Here is a 17,561-nt window from a genome sequence, read left to right on the forward strand (position 1 = left end):
GTAGTCGATCACGCGCTTCACGGGGACGAGAAGCTTCATGGTTTTTCCCTTCCTTGTTCGCATGCCGTCGCGGATCAGTTCCGCAGCGGCTTGCCGGTCCCGAGCATGTGTTCCATCCGCGCCCGCGTCTCGGGCCGGTCGACCAGCTCGAACAGCACCTGCCGCTCGATCGCCATGTTCTCGGCATCGCTGCGGCTGCCGCCGCCGCCCAGGACGCGGGCCAGGCCCCGCAGCACATGGCGGTCGTAATCCGAACCCTCGCCGGCCAGGTCGGAAAGATCGAGCCCGTCGGGCGGCGTCACCGCCAGCCCCGCGGGCGGAGCATAGCCCTGCCGGGCCATTTCGACCGCCATCCGGTGCGCGGTGGCCAGCAGCAGGTCGCGGTTCATCACCAGCCGGTCCTGCGGCAGCAGGATGCCCGCCGCAAGCGCCTCTTCGGCCGAGCCGGATTGGGATGCCGCAAAGATCGTCGCGGCCGCACGCCGCGCCGCATCGTCGGGAACCAACCCGGCCTGCAATCCGCGCGCCAGCAGGCTGGTGCAGCCGCCCCAGGCCGGGATCAGGCCGACCAGCACCTCGGGCAGGCCCATATGCACCTCGGCATGGGCGACGATGCAATCGGCGTGCAGCGCCAACTCGCAACCGCCGCCCAGCGCAAAGCCGTGAACCGCCGCGACGACCGGCGCGGGCGCATGGCGCAGGCCCAGGAACAGGCGCTGGCCGCGGTCGATGAAGGCTTCCAGTTCGTCGCGGCGCCCGCCCTCGATCAGCGAGAGGATGAAGCGCAGGTCCGCCCCGGCCGAAAAGGCGCGGGGATCGTCATTGCCGATCACCAACCCCTGCAGCCGCGCGCCCAGCAGGGGCAGCGTCTCTTCGATCACATCCAGCACCTCGGGGTGCAGGCTGTTCATCTTGGTGTGGACCTGCAACAGGCCGATGCCGCCGCCCGCATCCAGCAGCGAAGCCGAACCGTTGCCGAGGATGGCCCTGCCCTGCGCCCGCAGCCCGGCGGCCGTCAGCGGCACATCCCGCGCCGCGCCCGCGGCGGGTGCGGCAAGGAAATGCCCGTCGCGATAAAAGCCGCCCTTCTCGGTCGCCTGCGCCAGCAGCGTGGGAACGGGCAGGCCGGCCGAATGCAGATGCGCCGCCACCCGATCCAGCCCCCACCTGTCGGCCAGCACGAAAGGGCCCTGCCGCCAAGCATATCCCAGCTGCATGCCGGCATCGACATCCGACGGGTCGGCGGCGATTTCGGAGGCGTGATCGGCGGCATAGGCCACCACCTCGCCCAGCACGGCGCGGGCATAGCCGCCATGCCGGCCGGGATCGGCCAGCAGCGCCGCCAGGTCCTTGCCGCCGCCGGGCAGCTCGCCCGGCGCGACGGGCGCGGCGGGACGCCAGTCGCCGGTCGCAAGGTCGCTGGCCTCGAGCCCCGCCTCGGTCTTGCGAAAGAAGCCGCCGCCCGGCTTGCGGCCGAAGCGGCCCTGCCCGACCAGGGTGCGAAACAGCGGATCGGCCGCGATGTCATAGCGGTGGAAACGGTCCGTCGCCGGCAGTCCATCGACCAGGCTGCGCCAGACCTGCGGCACCAGGTCGAGGCCGATCAGGTCGAAAAGCCCGAAGACGCCGGTGCGGGGGATACCCATCGCCTGGTGGACGGCATCCGCCTGTTCCACGGTCAGGCCGTGTTCGCGCGCCAGCAGCGCGGCGGCGGCCATCCAGAAGCAGCCGATGCGATTGGCCACGAAGCCGGGCGTGTCGCGGCAGTCGATGACGGTCTTGCCCAGCAGTTGCTGGGCCGCCTGCCGCGCGCGCTGCAGCAGCGCCGGATCGGTTTCCGGGGTCGAGACGATCTCGAGCAGCGGCATCAGCCGGGGCGGGTTGAAGAAATGCGTGATCAGGAAGGCGCGGCGGAAGGCGTCGGACATGCCCTCGACCAGTTGCGAATGCAGCAGGGTCGAGGTGTTCGAGGACACGATCGACCCCGGTTTGCGCAGCGCGTCGATGCGCGCGTAAAGGTCGCGCTTGATGTCCAGGCGCTCGACCACCGCCTCGACGATCCAGTCGGCCTCGGCCAGAAGCGGCAGGTCGCGAACGACATTGCCGGTGACGACGCGGCCCGGACCGGCCGGCCCCATGAAGCCCTGGATCCTGACCTGCCGGGCCAGCCCCGCCTGCGCGGGGGCATCCGGCGCGCCGCCTTCGGGCCCCGGCATGTCCAGCAATATGACCTTCAGCCCGGCATTGGCGAATTGCGCGGCGATGCCGCCCCCCATCGCCCCGGCGCCGATCACCGCGACGCAGGCGATGTCGCGCGGCAACCCGGCCCAGAATGCCTGGCTGGCCATCATCTTGGTCATGTCTGTTTCCCCCTCAGTTGCCGGTGAACCGGGCCGGCCGTTTCTCGAAAAAGGCGGAAAGCGCCTCGGCGAAATCCGCGGTTGCGGCACAGGTCTTGAAGGCCTGCTTCTCGGCCTCCAGCGTCGCGGCGTAATCCCGCCCGAAACTGTCGCGCAGCAGATGCTTGAGCGCGCCTGAGGCACCGGGGGCAAGGCCGGCGAGGCGCGCGGCAAGCCTTGCACCTTCTTCTTGCAGCGCCGCGTCGGGGACGACGCGGTTCACCAGCCCCCAGTCCAGCGCCTGCCCGGCCGGCACGGCGCTGCCTTCCAAGGCGATCCAGGCGGCGCGGCGCAGCCCGACGATGCGGGGCAAGGCCCAGGTGATGCCGCAATCCGCCGGCGCGCCGACCCCCAGATAGGCAAAGCTCAGCACCGCCGATTCGGCGGCCAGCGCAAGATCGGCCGCCAGGGCCAGGGACAGGCCCGCCCCCGCGACCGGCCCGTGCAGAAGCGCGACGGTCAGCGCATCCGATTCGGCCAGCCGCGCCAGGGCGCGGTTCATCGGCGCGATGATCGCCTCGGCCTCGGCGGCGCGATCCTCGGCACGGCGAAAGGCGGCAAGGTCGCCCCCCGCCATGAAGGCCCGGCCGTTGCCCGAAAGCGTCAGCACCCGCACCCCCGCGTCCAGGGCCTGGGCGACGGCGGCCTCGAAGGCGCGCGCGGTGGCCTGGTCGATGGCATTGAGCGCCTGGGGCCGGTCGAAGACGATGCGCCCCAGTGCGGCGTCGAGATGCAGTCGAAGAGGTTCGGTCATCGCAACTCCTTGCAAAAGCCCGCAATGGCGGCGGGCTGGAAAGCCCCTCCTGCCGCGCCCTGATTGCCATGGCCGGCGCGGCTGGGCAAGGTAAATATATACAAACATCTCCTATAAAAATACAATTATCGGAGCGATCCTGCGACAGCAGCAGCTTCTGCGCCGCAGCTATATAATATTTTTCATTGATTCTATGTATTCATATGATAGTTGATACATACACAATTGCTGCCAGCCGGCCCTGCTGCATCGCCGCGGAAGGGTCGCAACAAGGGATCATCCATGAACGACATCGTCATCCTGTCCGGGGTTCGGACCGCCATCGGCGGCTTCGGCGGAGCGCTTTCGGGGCTTGCGCCGCACGCCTTGGGCGTCATCGCCGCCCGCGCCGCCATCGAGCGCGCCGGCATCGAGCCCGCCCGGATCGGCACGACCGTCTTCGGCCATGTCATCAATACCGAGCCGAAGGACATGTACCTGTCCCGCCTTGCCGCCATCGGCGCGGGCGTGCCCGACACCACCCCGGCCCTGAACGTGAACCGGCTTTGCGGCTCGGGTGTGCAGGCGGTGATCTCGGCCACGCTGGCCCTGCGCCATGGCGAGGCGGATTTCGCGCTGGCCGGCGGCGCCGAATGCATGTCGCGGGCGCCCTATGCCGTGCAGGCGGCGCGCTTTGGGCAAAAGATGGGCGATGCGGCGATGGTGGACATGCTGGTCGGCACGCTCAGCTGCCCCTTCGGCACCGGCCATATGGGCGTCACCGCCGAGAACGTCGCAGCCGAGCATGGCGTCTCGCGCGCCGATCAGGATGCTTTCGCGCTGGAAAGCCAGCAGCGCGCGGCACGGGCCATCGCCGCGGGCCATTTCAGGGACCAGATCGTGCCCGTCGAGCTGCAGAGCCGGCGCGGGGTGGAGCTGTTCGACCGCGACGAACACCCCAAGGAAACCTCGCTGGCCGCGCTGGAGCAGCTGAAGCCGGTGTTCCGCAAGGACGGTTCGGTCACGGCCGGCAATGCCTCGGGCATCAACGACGGCGCGGCGGCCTTGGTTCTGGCCCGCGCGGATGCGGCCGAAAGGCTGGGTCTGACGCCGATCGCGCGCATCCTGGACCATGCGATCGCCGGGGTGCGGCCCGAGGTGATGGGCATCGGCCCGGTCCCGGCGGTCCGGCAATTGCTTGAGCGCACCGGGCTGAAGGCCGCCGATTTCGACGTGATCGAATCGAACGAAGCCTTTGCCGCCCAGGCGGTTGCGGTGACGCGGGCGCTGGACCTGGACCCGGCCCGCGTCAATCCCAACGGCGGCGCCATCGCCCTGGGCCATCCGGTCGGCGCGACGGGCAGCATCCTGCTGGTCAAGGCAATCAACGAACTCAAGCGCATCGGCGGGCGCCGCGGCCTGGTGACGATGTGCATCGGCGGCGGACAGGGCATCGCCCTGGCCATCGAGATGAACTGAAGGGTCCGAAACCGGACCCTGGAATTTGATGCAGGCTGCGTGGAAACGCGGCCTGCCTGGTCGTTCCGTTTCATACAACCGATTGAAATAACATCAATAATTCTCATTCGTCCTGCAAATAATCCTTGCCCGTTGAACACATTTTTGTCAGTTTCAGTATGCGCAATATGAATATTTGTATGCGTAACTGGGGAGATTCGACAAAGGACCGCCGCCCGCAATTCGGGCGTGACCGTTCCAGCGGATCGACGACACCGCCATGTCCAGGCAAGGACGGTTTGGGAGGAATGGAATGAAAATCAAGGGAAAGATCGGCTCCGTCAGCCAGATGGCCGCGGCAGTCCTGATCGGAGGGACAGGCGCGGCAGCCGCGCAGGATCTGACGGTTCTGGAGGCACGCATTGCCGCGCTGGAGAACCGCCAGGCCGAAAGCGGCCAGTTGACCCTGGCGCCCGGTGTAAAACTGACGTTTTACGGGTATACGAAACTCGACCTCATCACGGACAACAATTATGATCTGGGCGCGACCACCGGGGCCATGGCCGGGGTGACGGCCGGCAGCCCGCTGGAGGGTTCGGGCTCGAATGCCCATGCCTATGAAAGCCGGCTGGGCCTGCGCGCCAGCATCGACACCGACATCGGCGAGGTGAAGCTTACGCTCGAAGGGGACTTCTTCGGCAGCGGCGGCAATTTCCGCCTGCGCCACGCCTATGGCGAGGTCGGGCCGCTGCTGGCGGGCCAGACCTGGACCAACTGGGTGCCGGCCGAAGGCGGCCCCGCCGCGGTGCAGGACTTCAACGGGCTGGCGGGCGGCAGCTATTACCGCACGCCGCAGGTCCGCTATACCTTCCGGCCCAACGACCAGTGGCGCTTCGCCGTCGCGCTGGAAGAGGATTACGCGCCCGGCACCGCCTCGCGCGTCGCCGTGTCCGGTTTCGCGGGCTATGCCAACGGACCGCTGAAGATCGGCATGGGCGCGATCTCGCGCGGGCTGGAGACCAGCAGCTTCGGCGACGTCACCGGCTTCGGCTATGCCATCGGCGCCGATTACGAGGCCTGGCAGGGCGGCAAGCTGCATGCGCAATATATCGGCGGCAAGGGGATCTCGACCCTGCTGAACAACGCCGGCTTCTCGGGGCTGGAAGTGGGCACCGCGGGCAAATACGCCTTTGACGTCGATGCCGCGGGCGACCCGGTCAAGGCCAAGGGCGTGAAGCTGGGCGTCACCCAGAAGCTGGGCGAGAAAAGCGACCTTTCGCTGGCGCATGGCTTCCAGCGGTTCGACGATTTTGCCGGCGCCCTGGGCAGCCATACCAAGGAAATCAACTCGACCCACGTGACCTATCGCTATTTCGCAACGAAATCCGTGATGCTGGCGGCCGAGGCGGCCTATGTCGAGCGCGAGCAGTTCGACGGGGCGAGCTTCGACAATACCCGCCTGCAGGGCGTGGTGAAGTTCACCTTCTGAAACACCAAGGCCCGCCATGCCGGCGGGCCTTGTCCTTTCGCGAGGTTGGTCCTTTCGCCTGGGCCGAGCGGGCTCAGACCGTATCCATGCTGCCCAGGATGACGCTGGTCTGCGAGGACAGCACCCCGCCGTTGCCGTGGCACAGCGCAAGATCGGCCGCCGCCAGCTGGCGCTCGCCCGCCTCGCCGCGGATCTGGCGCACGGCCTCGACCAGCGTGAACAGCCCATACATGCCCGGATGCACGCAGGACAGCCCGCCGCCATTGGTGTTGACCGGCAGCGCGCCGCCTGGCGCGATGGCCCCGTCCTGCACGAAGCGGCCGCCCTCGCCCTTGGGGCAAAAGCCCAGGTCTTCGAGGAACAGGATCGTGTTGATGGTAAAGGCGTCGTAAAGCTGCACCATGTCCATGTCGGCGGGGCCGTAGCCCGCGGCGGCATAGGCGCGCTGGCCCGACAGCTTGGCGCCGGTGACGCAAAGATCCGGCATGGCGGCGATTTCCTTGTGCGTGGTCTCGGCCCCGGCGCCCAGCACCGCCACCGGCTTCTTGCGCAGGTCGCGGGCGCGGGCCCGCGAGGTCACGACCACCGCCGCCGCCCCGTCCGTGACCAGGCAGCAGTCCAGGGCCCCCAGCGGCGAAGAGACGATACGCGCGGCCAGGTATTCCTGCATGTCCAGCGGCTCGCGCCGGAATGCCTCGGGGTTCAGCTGCGCCCAGGCGCGCGCGGCCAGCGCCACCGCGCCCAGCTGCTCCCTGGTGGTGCCATAGTCGTGCATGTGGCGGCTGGCGGCCAGCGCATAGCCGCCGATGGGCATGCGCGCGCCATGCGGCGCCTCGTAGACCGAGCCGCGCAGGGCCGAGACCAGCCGTCCCGCCGCCGACCGCTGGTTCGAACCATAGCAGATCAGCGCCGTGTCCATGTATCCGGCCGAGATCATGAAGCAGGCCGTCATCAGGTGATTCAGAAAGGACGAACCGCCGGTGCGGTTGTTGTCCACGAACCGGGCGCCGACACCCAGATATTCCGCAACCGCCAGCCCGCCCAGCAGATCCTCGGGCAGGCAGGTGAAAAGCCCGTCCACGTCGGCAAGGCCCAGGCCCGCATCTTCGAGCGCCAGAAGCCCGGCCCTGGCGGTCATCTCGAGCGCGCTGTAGCCCTCGCACAGGCCGATGCCGAAGGTGGCGGCCCCGGCGATGGCGCAGGCGGCGCGCGGAAAGGCCTTATCCTTCATCCTGTTCCCCTTGCGGCACGAAGAACACATGCGGCGGATCGCTTTCGCCGGCGATCACCGCGCGCAGGCGCTGGCCGATCGCGACCGGGGCCACGGCCTCGATCCGCGACAGCAGGCGGAAACCCTCGTCCATCTCGACGATGGCGATGATGCGGCTGGGCGCGGGCGGCTTTTGCGGCTGCTCGGTCACGGCATGGACCCGGCCCCGGCCCGAGGATTGCGCCCATTCCAGCGCCGCCCCGTCGCCGGGCGCGGCTAGGCGGGGCGGAAAGACCGCCCGCCCCTCGGCCGTGCGCTGATAGCAGAAGCGGCCATCGCGCAGGGCTTGCAGATATTCGGCCTCGGGGCCCAAAGACGCTGTGGATGGTGATGCCATGCCTGCCCTCAGATGATCGCTTCGTCGCGCAGCTTCTCCAACTCCTCGGCGGAAAGCGAGAGGCATTGCCGCAGCACCTCGTCGCTATGCTCTCCGGCAAGCGGGGGGGCCGAGCGATAGCTCACCGGCGTCTCGGACAGCCGCAGCGGGCTGCCGACCAGACGCACGGTGCCGGTGACGGGATGCTCCATGGTCACGAACATGCCGCGCGCCTGGAGCTGGGGATCCTCTTCGATGTCGGGCATCTCGTTGATCGGCCCGCAAGAGACCTTGGCGGCAAGGATCCTTTCCATCCAATGCGCGCGCAGGTTGGTGGACAGCACCGCGTTCATCTCGGCCGTCAGCGCCACGCGGTTCTCCAGCCGGTCGCGCGAGCGCAGAAAGCGCGGATCCTCGGCCCATTCCGGGTGGCCCAATGCGCCGGCCAGCCGGGCGAACTCGCGGTCGTTGAAGGTCGCGATCAGGATGAAGCCGTCGGCGCATTCGAAGACGCCGTTCGGCACCGCGGTGGGATGTTCGTTGCCGGTGCGGGGCAGCGGTGCGCGCGCGTTCAGCCACGAGCCGATATTGTTCATCAGCAGCGCCACCTGGCTGTCGAACAACGCGATGTCGATATGCTGGCCCTGCCCGCCGTTCTGGCGATGCAGCAAGGCCGCAAGGATGGCGATGGCGGCATTGTTGCCGGCGGTGATGTCGGCGATGGGCACGCCCACGCGGGTCGGGATGCCGCCATCCGCCTCGGGCTGGCCGGTGACGGCCATCTGCCCGCCCATGGCCTGCACCAGGTAGTCATAGCCCGAACGGTCGTTATAGGGCCCGGTCTGCCCGAAGCCGGTGATCGAGCAATAGATCAGCCGGGGGTTGAGCTTGCGCAGATCCTCGTAGCCCAGCCCGTATCGCGCCAGGGTGCCGGTGCGGAAATTCTCGATGAACACGTCCGATTCGGCGGCAAGCCGGCGCAGAAGCGCGGCCCCCTGCGGGCGCGAGAAGTCCAGCCCGATCGAGCGCTTGTTGCGGTTGACCATCTGGAAATAGGTCGATTGCTCGGGCGCGCCGGGGCGGCCCTCGACCCAGGGCGGGCCCAGGGTGCGCAGGTCGTCGCCATCGCCCACGCGCTCGATCTTGATGACGTCGGCGCCCAGGTCGGCCAGGGTCTGCGCCGCCAGGGGTCCGGCCACGACCCGCGTCAGGTCCAGCACCCGGATGCCCGAAAGCACGCCCCGGCAGTCGATCCGGCCTTGGCCGACCGTCGCATCGGTGGCGCATATGTCGAGTTCTTGCATGTCTGTCTGTAGGGTCATGGTTCCTCTGCCCAAGGCTATGCCAAGCAACTTCCGCTTGATTGAATATACAATAGCAATGATTCATTATACAAGAAAAGTATTGTTATTGTTTTTCTCTAGCGGGCATGTAATATTCCGGCAGCAAGCGAAGAACGTCAGCGGAGAGCGCAATGGATCTGCGGTTGAGGGGCCTGAAGGCGGCAGTGACCGGGGGAACTCGGGGAATCGGCAATGCGATCGTGCATGTTCTGGCCGAGGAAGGCTGCGCCCTTGCCACCTGCGGCCGCGCGCCCGAGCGCATCGAATCGCTGCGCCGACAGATGGACGCCGCCGGAGTCCGTTTCCATGGCGAAACCGTCCAGGGACGCGACGGCGAGGCCATGCGCAACTGGATGAGGAACTCGGTCGAGGCCCTGGGCGGGCTCGACATCTTCATCGCCTCGCTGTCCGCCGGCGGCGGCACGGACGAGGAACGCTACTGGTATCGCAATTTCGAGATCGACCTGATGTCCGCCGTCCGCGGCGTCGAAGAGGCGTTGCCCGCCCTGCGCCGGTCGCAAAGCCCCTCGATCCTGATCCTGGCGACCATGGCCGCGTCCGAGACCTTCGTCGCGCCCATGGCCTATAACGCCATCAAGGCGGCGCTCGTCACCTGGTCCAAGCAGCTTTCCCAGCAGCTTGCCCCCGAGGGCATCCGCGTCAACTGCCTGTCGCCCGGCCCCACCATGTTCAAGGGCTCGAACTGGGAAATGATCCGTGTCGCGCGGTCGCGCATCTATGACAACGCCGTCCGCCAGCAGCCCACCCGGCGCATGGGCACCGCCGAGGAGATCGCGCGCTCGGCCGTGTTCCTGGCAAGCCCGGCCGCGTCCTGGTGCAACGGATCGCATCTGCTGGTGGACGGCGGCTTTTCCAAGCGCGTCCCGTTTTGAATCTCAGGAAGGTTCCTTTCATGGCCATCGAACGCATCAAGCCGACCGATTTCACCCGCACGCCGGCCACGCCTGCCGCGAAACCCGATTTCGGCACGGCGATGATCCCCAAGGAACGCTATACCTCGGCCGAATACATGCGCCTGGAATGGGAACGCATGTGGACCAAGGTCTGGCTGCTGGGCTGCCGGACGGACGACATCCCGAATCCCGGCGACTACCACGTCACCACCATCGGCAAGGAAGAGATCATCCTGGTCCGGCAAAAGGACATGTCGGTGCGCGGCTTCTACAACGTCTGCCTGCACCGCGGAAACCGCATCATGGTTGGCGAAGGCAACGCGACCAGTTTCAAGTGCCAGTATCACTTCTGGGAATACGGGCTGGACGGCGCGTTCGAGAACATCCCCGACCTCGAGACCTTCCCGCAGGGCGCGCCGCCCTGCAAGGGCCTGCGCGAGGTGAAATGCGACAGCTGGAACAGCTTCGTCTGGTTCTCGCTGGACCCCGAGGCCGAGCCGCTGCTGGACTATCTTGCGCCCCTGCCCGAGCACCTGGAACCCTATCACTTCGAGCGCATGGTCAAGGTCGCCGACATGACCGTGGAATGGGACTGCAACTGGAAGACCTCGGTCGATGCCTTCAACGAATCCTATCACGTGCAGGGCATCCACCCGGAATTGCTGTATTTCATCGAGGACAAGGACGTCCAGATCGACTGCTACGGCAGGCACAACCGCTATCTGGTGCCCTTCTCGACCATCTCGCACCGGGTCGAGGAAACCACCGAGATCCCGCATCTCATCAAGCACGCGATGAAAGAGGCGGGCATGAACCCCGCCGATTTCGACGGCCGCGTGACCGAGGTGCGCAAGGCGCTGCAAGCCTTCAAGCGCAAGCACGGCCCAGAAATGGGGCTGGATTACAGCGACCTGAACGACGACCAGCTGACGGATGATTACCACTACAACATCTTCCCGAACCTGACGCTGAACACCCATGCCGACGACCTGATGCTGTTCCGCCAGCGCCCGCATCCGACCGATCCCAACAAGATGTTCTTCGACCTGTTCATCTTCAAACTGCTGAAGAAGAACGAGCCGCGCCCGAAAAAGCCGCGCCACGAACAGTTCAGGCATGGCGAGAAATCGCTGGGCCTGGTGCTGGACCAGGACGCCTACAACCTGCCGGGGGTGCAGGCGGGGATGAACTCGGACAGTTTCGGCGGGCTGTGGATCGGCGACCAGGAACTGCGCATCCGCCATTTCCATCACGTGCTGGAATCCTATGTCGGATCGTGACGCCAAGCCCCCGCGCCGCTGGGAAGACCTGACCCTGGGCGAGGAAACCCGCTCGCGCGAGATGCTGGTCGAAGAACAGCCGATGATCGCGTTCGCCACGCGCTACGACCCGCAATTCTTTCACATGGACCCGGAAACCGCGGACCAGTCGCTGTTCGGCGGCGTGATCGCCAGCGGGCTTTACACCGCCTGCCTGTGGCGCATCCTGGATCACGAGGTGAATGGCGACATCGCCTGGGTCTGCGGCGTCGCCTGGGACAATGTGCGCTGGTCGCGCGCGGTGCGGCCGGGCGACCGGATCGTGGCGCATTCCCGAATCGAGGCGCTGCGCCCCTCGGCCTCGCGGCCCACCGTGGGGCTGGCGACGTTGCGCCACGCGCTTACCAACCAGGACGGCGAGACGGTGTTTTCCTTTGTCTCGACCGACATGGTCTATCGGCGGGAGGCTTAGGCGATGCGCCCCATGCGCCGGGTTCTGCTGGTGGTCGGCGGGCTTTACCACGACTTCGACTTCGTCCGGCTGGAACTGCTGGCGCATCTGGCCCGGCGCGAGCATCTGCGCGTCGATCTGCGCCACGACTATTCCGACCTGAACGCGCTGGAGCGTTGCGATGCGCTGATCACCTATACCGCCGCGCTTTTGCCCGACGCGGCGCAGACCGCGGCGCTGGCCAATTGGGTGGGGCGCGGCGGGCGCTGGTTCGCGCTGCACGGCACGAACTCGGCCATCCAGATCCGGCCCGACGGCACGGTGCTGACCCCGCCGATGGAGCCGCTGCTGTTCGACCTGCTGGGCAGCCAGTTCCTGGCCCATCCGGTGCCCGGCCGCTATCGCATCCGCCCGGTCGAGGCCCATCCGCTGACCGAAGGCATCGAGGCATTCTTCCTGGAGGACGAGCATTATCTCCAGCGCCATGCCGAGGGGAACCTGGTCCTGCTGGCCTCGGAGTTCCAGGGCGAGACAGCGCTGTTCCAGACCCGCGACTGGCCCAAGGGGCAGCATCAGAGCTTTTACCTGCGCCCGCGCGGCAGGGGCGGCGTGCTGTATCTGACCCCCGGCCATGCCAGGGGGCGCTATGACATGCAGCCCCTGGCCGACACCTATCCCTTCGTCGAGCGCGGCGCCTGGATCCTGCCGGTGTTCCACCGGCTGATCCGGCGCGGCATCGCCTGGCTCGACCGCGACCTGCCGGAGACCCTGCCATGACAAAGCCCGAGATCCTCGAGTTCCGCACCTCGGACGGGCTGCGCCTGGAGGCGGAAAGCTATGGCGCGGGGCCCACCATCCTGCTGGCCCATGGCGGCGGGCAGACCCGCTATTCCTGGCGCGGCGTCGCGCAGGCACAGGCGGAAAAGGGCTGGCGCACCGTCGCGCTGGATCTGCGCGGCCATGGCGCCAGCGATTGGGATCCGGCCGGGGACTACAGCCTGGAACGCTATGGCCGCGACATTGCCGAGGTCGCGCAGCAACTGGGCGGCGGCATCTATCACGTCGGCGCCTCTCTGGGCGGCAACGCAGCGCTGGCCGCGGTCGGCCGCTATGCGCCCGAACTGTTTCGCGCGCTGGTGCTGGTCGATGTGGTGCCGCAGGTGGACAAGACCGGCGTGGCCGAGGTGCTGGGCTTCATGGGCAGCCACCTGGACCAGGGCTTTGCCGACCTGGACGAGGCATCGCGCGCCGTCTCGGCCTATCGCAAGCAGGCGCCGCGCCCGGCCGGCCAGGCCTCGGGGCTGGCGCGCTATCTGCGCAGGCGGGACGACGGGCGGCTGGTCTGGCATTGGGATCCGGCCTTCGTGCGCGGCAGGCGCCACGGACGGCTGACGCCGGACCTGGCGCAGCGGCTGGACCGCGACCTGCGCAACATCACCTGCCCGGTCCTGCTGCTGCGCGGGCTGGACAGCAACCTGGTCACGGACGAGGCCGAGGCCGCCTTTCGCCGCAGCGCGCCCGAGGCGCTGGTCTGGCACGTCGACGATGCCGGGCACATGGTCGTGGGCGACAACAACTCGCAATTCGCGGGCGATCTGGACCGTTTCCTGAACCTGGTCCGCAACCGCGAAACAGCCATCGCAAACCAGGGGAGAGCGAATGCCTAGACTCGAGGGAAAGCGTGCCGTCATCATCGGCGCCGCCGGCAAGGACAATCTGGGCCAGGTGCTGGCCCGCCGCTTTGCCGCCGAGGGCGCGCAAGTCACCGTCGCCGGCCGCCACCAGGACGTGCTGGCGGAACTGGCGGCCGAGATCGGCGGCCATGCCGTCACCGCCGACATCACCCGGACCCAGGACAACGAGGCCCTGGCCGAGGCGGCCCTGGCGCGGATGGGCGGCATCGACATCGCCGTGAACTGCACCGGCTGGGGGCTGCTGGTGCCCTTCCTCGACACTACCCGCGACGAGCTTGAGCAGATGACGCGGCTGCAATTCGTCGGCCCGTTCGAGTTCTTCCAGTCCATGCTGCGGCGGATGGCGGATGGCGGGTCGATCGTCCAGGTTTCTTCGGCCACGGCGCGGATCATGATGGACGACCACGCCGCCTATATGGGCACCAAGGCCGGGATGGACCACGTCATCCGCTGCATCGCCAACGAGTTCGGCGCGCGCGGCATCCGTGCCAATTCGGTCTCGCCGGGCTTTACCGCCTCGCCCATGACCGGCCGCGCGGCAAGGAACGATGCGGTTGTCGGCGCATTCGCGCGGGAATACCCGCTGGGCCGCGTGGGCACGCTGGAGGACACGGCCGAAGCGATCGCCTGGCTTTGCACCGATGCCTGTTTCCTGACCGGCGAGAACCTGCAAGTCAACGGCGGGCTGACGCTGCGCCGCAACCCCACCAATGCCGAGATCGCAGGCGCCGTGCGGGCCGCGAAGGCCGCCCGCGCCGCCGCGCAATAGTTCCCTCCGCCGGCGGGCCGCACATCGCGCCCGACGGCACTTCAAGGCCCCGATCCGATGGACCGGGGCCTTTTTTATGCGCAAGGGTGGGACGGCCAGCCGTCAGCCAGCGATGCAGGCCGAGCGGCGCGCGGCCATCATCTGCTTGATGTCGAAATATTCCTCGGCCGCGAATTCGCGCGACAGCCGGAACTTCTGGATCTTGGTGGTGGACATCGGCCATTCGGTCACGAAGCGCACATAGCGCGGCACCTTGTAGCTGGCGATGCGGCCCAGGCAGTAATCCACCACCTCCGCCGCCGTCAGCCGCGCGCCCGGCCGCAGTTCGACATAGGCCGCCGCGACCTCGAACAGATGGCCGTCGGGCACGGCGATGACCTGGGCCAGCTCGATGTCCGGGTGGGTGCAGAGATAGCTTTCGATCTCCAGCGCGGCGACGTTCTCGCCGCCGATCTTCAGCATGTCCTTGAGCCGGCCGTCATAGGTGACGATCCCCCCGGCATCGACATAGCCAAGATCGCCGGTGCAAAGCCAGCCGTCCGCGCGCAGCACCTGCGCCGTCGCCGCCTCGTCCTTGAGATAGCCGCTGAACCGGCAAAAGCCGCGCAGCCGCAATTCGCCGCGGGTGTCGGGCGGCAGGCGCCGGTCGGTCTCGGGGTCGAAGGCGGCGATCTCGAGCCCGTCGAAGGCCTTGCCGGAATGGGTGAAGGGATCGTCCGCCTGATCCCAGGGATCGGACCAGACCGGAACGCCGCTGCCCTCGGTCAGCCCGTAGGCATTGACGAAGCGCACCCCCGGCAGGCTGTCGGCATAGCGCCGCAACAGGTCCGCCGGCCCCACGCAATGCAACAGCCGGACCGAGGACAGGTCGGCCTCGGCAAAGCCCGGATCGTTCAGGATGCCGCCAACGATGGTGGGGAAGGACACATAGGCGAATGTCGCCCGCTCGTCCTGCATCTGGCGCAGCGCCTCGTGCGGCTTGAAATGGCCGGTGCAGATCTGCATCGCGCCCGCGGCCCGGCAGGCGGCCATCGGCAGCATCGAGGACATGTGGAAGAACGGCATCGGGTTATAGACCACGTCCTCGGGGCCCAGCCGGAAGCGCCGGGCAAAGGACATGCCGATCTGCGACAGGTTGCGGTGGCTCAGGATGCAGGCCTTGGGATGCGCCGTCGTGCCCGAGGAATAGATGATCAGCGCATCGCTTTGCGACGGGATCTCGTCGCGCAGCCGCCGGGCCTGGTCCAGATGCGCGGGCGTCGCGGCAGCCAGGAAGGCGGCCTCGTCTGGCCAAGCCGTCTCGTCGGGGTCGCCGAAGTTGAACAGGCGGCGCAGATGCGGCGCGGCCGCAAGCGACAGCGGCGCCTTGCCGTCCCAGCCCTGCAATTCGGGATAGATCCGCACCAGCATGGCGCGGAAGTCCATGAAGGACCTGGCCTGGCCGCCGATGAACAGGAAACCGGCCTCGGCATGGTCCAGCGCATAGACCAGGTCCGCCTCCTTGAAGCGGGCGTTCAGCGTGATGGCGCAGGCCCCGATCATGCCCGCCGCGTAAAGCAGCTTGACGTATTCCACCGAGTTCGGCCCCAGGATGCCGATGCGCGTGCCCGGCCCCGCCCCCTGCGCCAGAAGCGCCGCGGCATAGCGTTCGGCCTCGGCCAGCATCTGCGCATAGCTCAGCCGCTCGCCGTCCAGCAGCAGCAGCGGCCGGTCGGGCCAGCGGCTTGCGGATTGCGCCAGCACCCGCGCATTGGTGTGCTGCCCCGCGGCTTCGACTTCGGCCGGGGGCGTCAGGGTGTTTTCGCTTTGCGACATGGTCTTTCCTTAAACTTGGGCCGGCGCGCCCGCCGCCCATTCACGCGCGGCAGGGCTCAGCAGCCAGTCGAGGGCGTTTCTCAGCAGCTTGCGGAAGGCCGGATTGGCGAAGGTCGCGCCGTCGTTGCCGCATTGCAACGTGACCGTGGGCGACCGGCCGGAAACCTTGGCCCAGCCGATCAGGTCGGTGCCCCGCGGCGGCGTCCAGCCGTCCGAGGTCCACATCCGCGCCGCAAGCGCATTCCTGGCGGAATGGAACCGCGCGGGGTCGAAATCGGCCTTGGCGCGCAAAAGCGGCACCACCTCTTCCAGCAGCTCGAAAAGGTAAAGCTCGTCGGTCAGCTCGAAACCGTCCTCGAGCCCCTGGGTCACGGGATGCGCGCCCACCGGCTCGGCCCGGTAGGTGACGGGGAACAGATAGCCGGAATCGGGATGCGCCCGACCCTTGTAGCGGCCCGGCTGATAGAAGAACCGCGCGCCGATCGCCTCGGCATATTCGTCCCACAGCGGCCAGCCCGCGATGGCATGGTGCAGAAACAGCAGCGGCTTGCCGCTGGCCAGCAGCGCGCGGAACCCGGCCTTGAAGCCCTCGTCCGGCTCGATCAGGTCGGGCGGGTTCGGGGTGCGGAACTGGATGCCCGGCACGTCGTAGAACAGGATCAGGTCATGGTCCTGCCCGCCGCCGCAGGCGATCAGCTGCGCGGCGGCGGGCTGTTCCACATGCGTCCAGCTGATGCCCTTGAGCGAATCGAAAAGCGCGCAAAAGGCCGCTCGATCATAGGGATGCCCCTTGGTCACGACCAAAAGCCTCACCTTGGCATCGTAGCGGATCAGCATGGGCGCGGCCGTCAGAACTGGACGCGCTTGGTGAAGCCGCCGTCCACGACCAGGTTGACGCCGTTGATCCAGCTTGCCGCGTCCGAGGCCAGGAAGGCGATGGCGCGGGCCACCTCTTCCGCCTCGCCCATGCGGCCGTCGGGCTGCTGGGCCAGGATCGAGCGGAAGAACGCCTCGTCCTGCTGGCGCACCTGGTCCCAGGAGCCGCCCTCGATCATGATCGGGCCGGGCGAGACCGTGTTCACCCGCAGCCCGCGCTTGGCATGGGCCTGGGACAGCTGCTTGCCATAGGTGATCAGCGCGGCCTTGAGCGCGTTATAGGCCATCGGGCCGATGAAGGTCTCGACCGCGGCCGTGGTCGAGATGAAGACGACATTGCCCGAGCCCTGCGCCTTGAAGGTCGGGAACAGCGCATCAAAGCCGCGCACGCAGCCCATCAGGTCGATCTCGAAGGCCTTGTACCAGCTTTTCTCGCCATCCATGCCGCCGCCGGCCGAAACGCCGGGCACGAAGATGTCGACGCCGCCCAGCTCCTCGGCGGCCTGTTGCAGCCATGCCTTGTAGCCCTCGGCATCCTTGACGTTGGCGGTCCCGCCGATGATCCGCGTGCCATAGGGCTTCAGCGCCTCGACTGTGGCATCGACCTCGTCCTGCTTGCGGGCGCAAAAGGCGACATCGGCGCCTTCCTGCGCCAGGATTTCGACCAGGCTGCGGCAGATGCCGCGCGTCGCCCCCGTGACGATGGCTCGTTTGCCCTTCAGTCCCAGATCCATACATTCCTCCTTGGTTTCGCGCGCGCCGCGGGCATACGCGC

Annotated in this window: 16 protein-coding genes; 8 read left to right on the forward strand and 8 right to left on the reverse strand. The window is 67.6% G+C overall.

Annotated features, from left to right (window positions below):
• Nucleotides 1-74: 74 nt before the first annotated feature.
• Both FE811_RS08575 and FE811_RS08580 read right to left on the reverse strand, forming a co-directional pair.
• On the reverse strand, nt 75-2,360 hold the full coding sequence (locus FE811_RS08575) for a 3-hydroxyacyl-CoA dehydrogenase/enoyl-CoA hydratase family protein (protein ID WP_219848869.1): 2,286 nt from the start codon (nt 2,358-2,360) through the stop codon (nt 75-77).
• Nucleotides 2,361-2,373: 13 nt separating this feature from the next.
• A complete protein-coding gene (locus tag FE811_RS08580) occupies nt 2,374-3,153 on the reverse strand; it encodes an enoyl-CoA hydratase/isomerase family protein (protein ID WP_072463272.1) in 780 nt (259 codons plus the stop codon).
• 282 nt (nt 3,154-3,435) lie between these two features.
• On the opposite strand from FE811_RS08580, the gene bktB reads away from it, so the two are divergent.
• Nucleotides 3,436-4,611, forward strand: coding sequence for a beta-ketothiolase BktB (gene bktB, locus FE811_RS08585; protein ID WP_140847181.1), 1,176 nt, complete (start codon nt 3,436-3,438; stop codon nt 4,609-4,611).
• A 292-nt stretch (nt 4,612-4,903) separates the two neighbouring features.
• Nucleotides 4,904-6,079 carry a DcaP family trimeric outer membrane transporter gene (locus tag FE811_RS08590; protein WP_072463270.1) on the forward strand — a complete coding sequence of 392 codons (1,176 nt, stop codon included), beginning with the start codon at nt 4,904-4,906 and terminating at the stop codon, nt 6,077-6,079.
• A 73-nt stretch (nt 6,080-6,152) separates the two neighbouring features.
• Here FE811_RS08590 and FE811_RS08595 read toward each other — a convergent pair whose 3' ends face one another.
• From FE811_RS08595 to FE811_RS08605, 3 genes are read right to left on the reverse strand one after another with little or no spacing between them, the layout of a single operon-like run.
• Nucleotides 6,153-7,310: an acetyl-CoA acetyltransferase gene (locus tag FE811_RS08595; RefSeq protein ID WP_072463269.1), complete on the reverse strand. Its 1,158-nt coding sequence runs from the start codon at nt 7,308-7,310 to the stop codon at nt 6,153-6,155.
• Nucleotides 7,300-7,686 carry a Zn-ribbon domain-containing OB-fold protein gene (locus FE811_RS08600; RefSeq protein WP_072463268.1) on the reverse strand — a complete coding sequence of 129 codons (387 nt, stop codon included), beginning with the start codon at nt 7,684-7,686 and terminating at the stop codon, nt 7,300-7,302. Before FE811_RS08600 ends, FE811_RS08595 begins: the two co-directional genes overlap by 11 nt.
• Nucleotides 7,687-7,694: 8 nt before the next feature.
• Complete coding sequence (locus FE811_RS08605; RefSeq protein WP_231493205.1) at nt 7,695-8,987, reverse strand: CaiB/BaiF CoA-transferase family protein; 1,293 nt, start codon at nt 8,985-8,987, stop codon at nt 7,695-7,697.
• Between the two features lie 152 nt (nt 8,988-9,139).
• Here FE811_RS08605 and FE811_RS08610 point away from each other — a divergent pair, with 152 nt between their 5' ends.
• Genes FE811_RS08610 through FE811_RS08635 form a run of 6 tightly spaced genes read left to right on the forward strand, consistent with a single transcriptional unit; the run spans nt 9,140 to nt 14,095 of the window.
• The gene (locus FE811_RS08610; protein WP_028710218.1) at nt 9,140-9,901 is read left to right on the forward strand and encodes an SDR family NAD(P)-dependent oxidoreductase; all 762 of its coding nucleotides are present in this window, start codon (nt 9,140-9,142) and stop codon (nt 9,899-9,901) included.
• Nucleotides 9,902-9,921: 20 nt separating this feature from the next.
• Nucleotides 9,922-11,202, forward strand: a complete 1,281-nt coding sequence (locus FE811_RS08615; RefSeq protein WP_181180836.1) for an SRPBCC family protein — start codon at nt 9,922-9,924, stop codon at nt 11,200-11,202.
• Nucleotides 11,189-11,653, forward strand: a complete 465-nt coding sequence (locus FE811_RS08620) for a MaoC/PaaZ C-terminal domain-containing protein (protein ID WP_028710216.1) — start codon at nt 11,189-11,191, stop codon at nt 11,651-11,653. Before FE811_RS08615 ends, FE811_RS08620 begins: the two co-directional genes overlap by 14 nt.
• Nucleotides 11,654-11,665: 12 nt before the next feature.
• Nucleotides 11,666-12,409 carry a ThuA domain-containing protein gene (locus FE811_RS08625; protein WP_181180837.1) on the forward strand — a complete coding sequence of 248 codons (744 nt, stop codon included), beginning with the start codon at nt 11,666-11,668 and terminating at the stop codon, nt 12,407-12,409.
• Nucleotides 12,406-13,299 (forward strand): alpha/beta fold hydrolase, encoded by an 894-nt coding sequence (locus FE811_RS08630; RefSeq protein ID WP_051419585.1) that lies wholly within the window; start codon nt 12,406-12,408, stop codon nt 13,297-13,299. The genes FE811_RS08625 and FE811_RS08630 overlap by 4 nt, the downstream gene beginning before the upstream one ends.
• Entirely contained in the window at nt 13,292-14,095 is an 804-nt protein-coding gene (locus FE811_RS08635; RefSeq protein ID WP_028710214.1) for an SDR family NAD(P)-dependent oxidoreductase, read from the forward strand. Before FE811_RS08630 ends, FE811_RS08635 begins: the two co-directional genes overlap by 8 nt.
• A 102-nt stretch (nt 14,096-14,197) precedes the next feature.
• On the opposite strand, the gene FE811_RS08640 is transcribed toward FE811_RS08635, so the two are convergent.
• Genes FE811_RS08640 through FE811_RS08650 form a run of 3 tightly spaced genes read right to left on the reverse strand, consistent with a single transcriptional unit; the run spans nt 14,198 to nt 17,520 of the window.
• Nucleotides 14,198-15,910: a class I adenylate-forming enzyme family protein gene (locus FE811_RS08640; protein ID WP_140847190.1), complete on the reverse strand. Its 1,713-nt coding sequence runs from the start codon at nt 15,908-15,910 to the stop codon at nt 14,198-14,200.
• Nucleotides 15,911-15,919: 9 nt separating this feature from the next.
• Entirely contained in the window at nt 15,920-16,747 is an 828-nt protein-coding gene (locus FE811_RS08645; protein WP_072463262.1) for a ThuA domain-containing protein, read from the reverse strand.
• A gap of 11 nt (nt 16,748-16,758) precedes the next feature.
• On the reverse strand, nt 16,759-17,520 hold the full coding sequence (locus FE811_RS08650; protein ID WP_028710211.1) for an SDR family NAD(P)-dependent oxidoreductase: 762 nt from the start codon (nt 17,518-17,520) through the stop codon (nt 16,759-16,761).
• Nucleotides 17,521-17,561 lie beyond the last annotated feature (41 nt).

It is taken from the genome of Paracoccus sp. FO-3 (assembly GCF_006386455.1).
Lineage (GTDB): Bacteria > Pseudomonadota > Alphaproteobacteria > Rhodobacterales > Rhodobacteraceae > Paracoccus > Paracoccus versutus.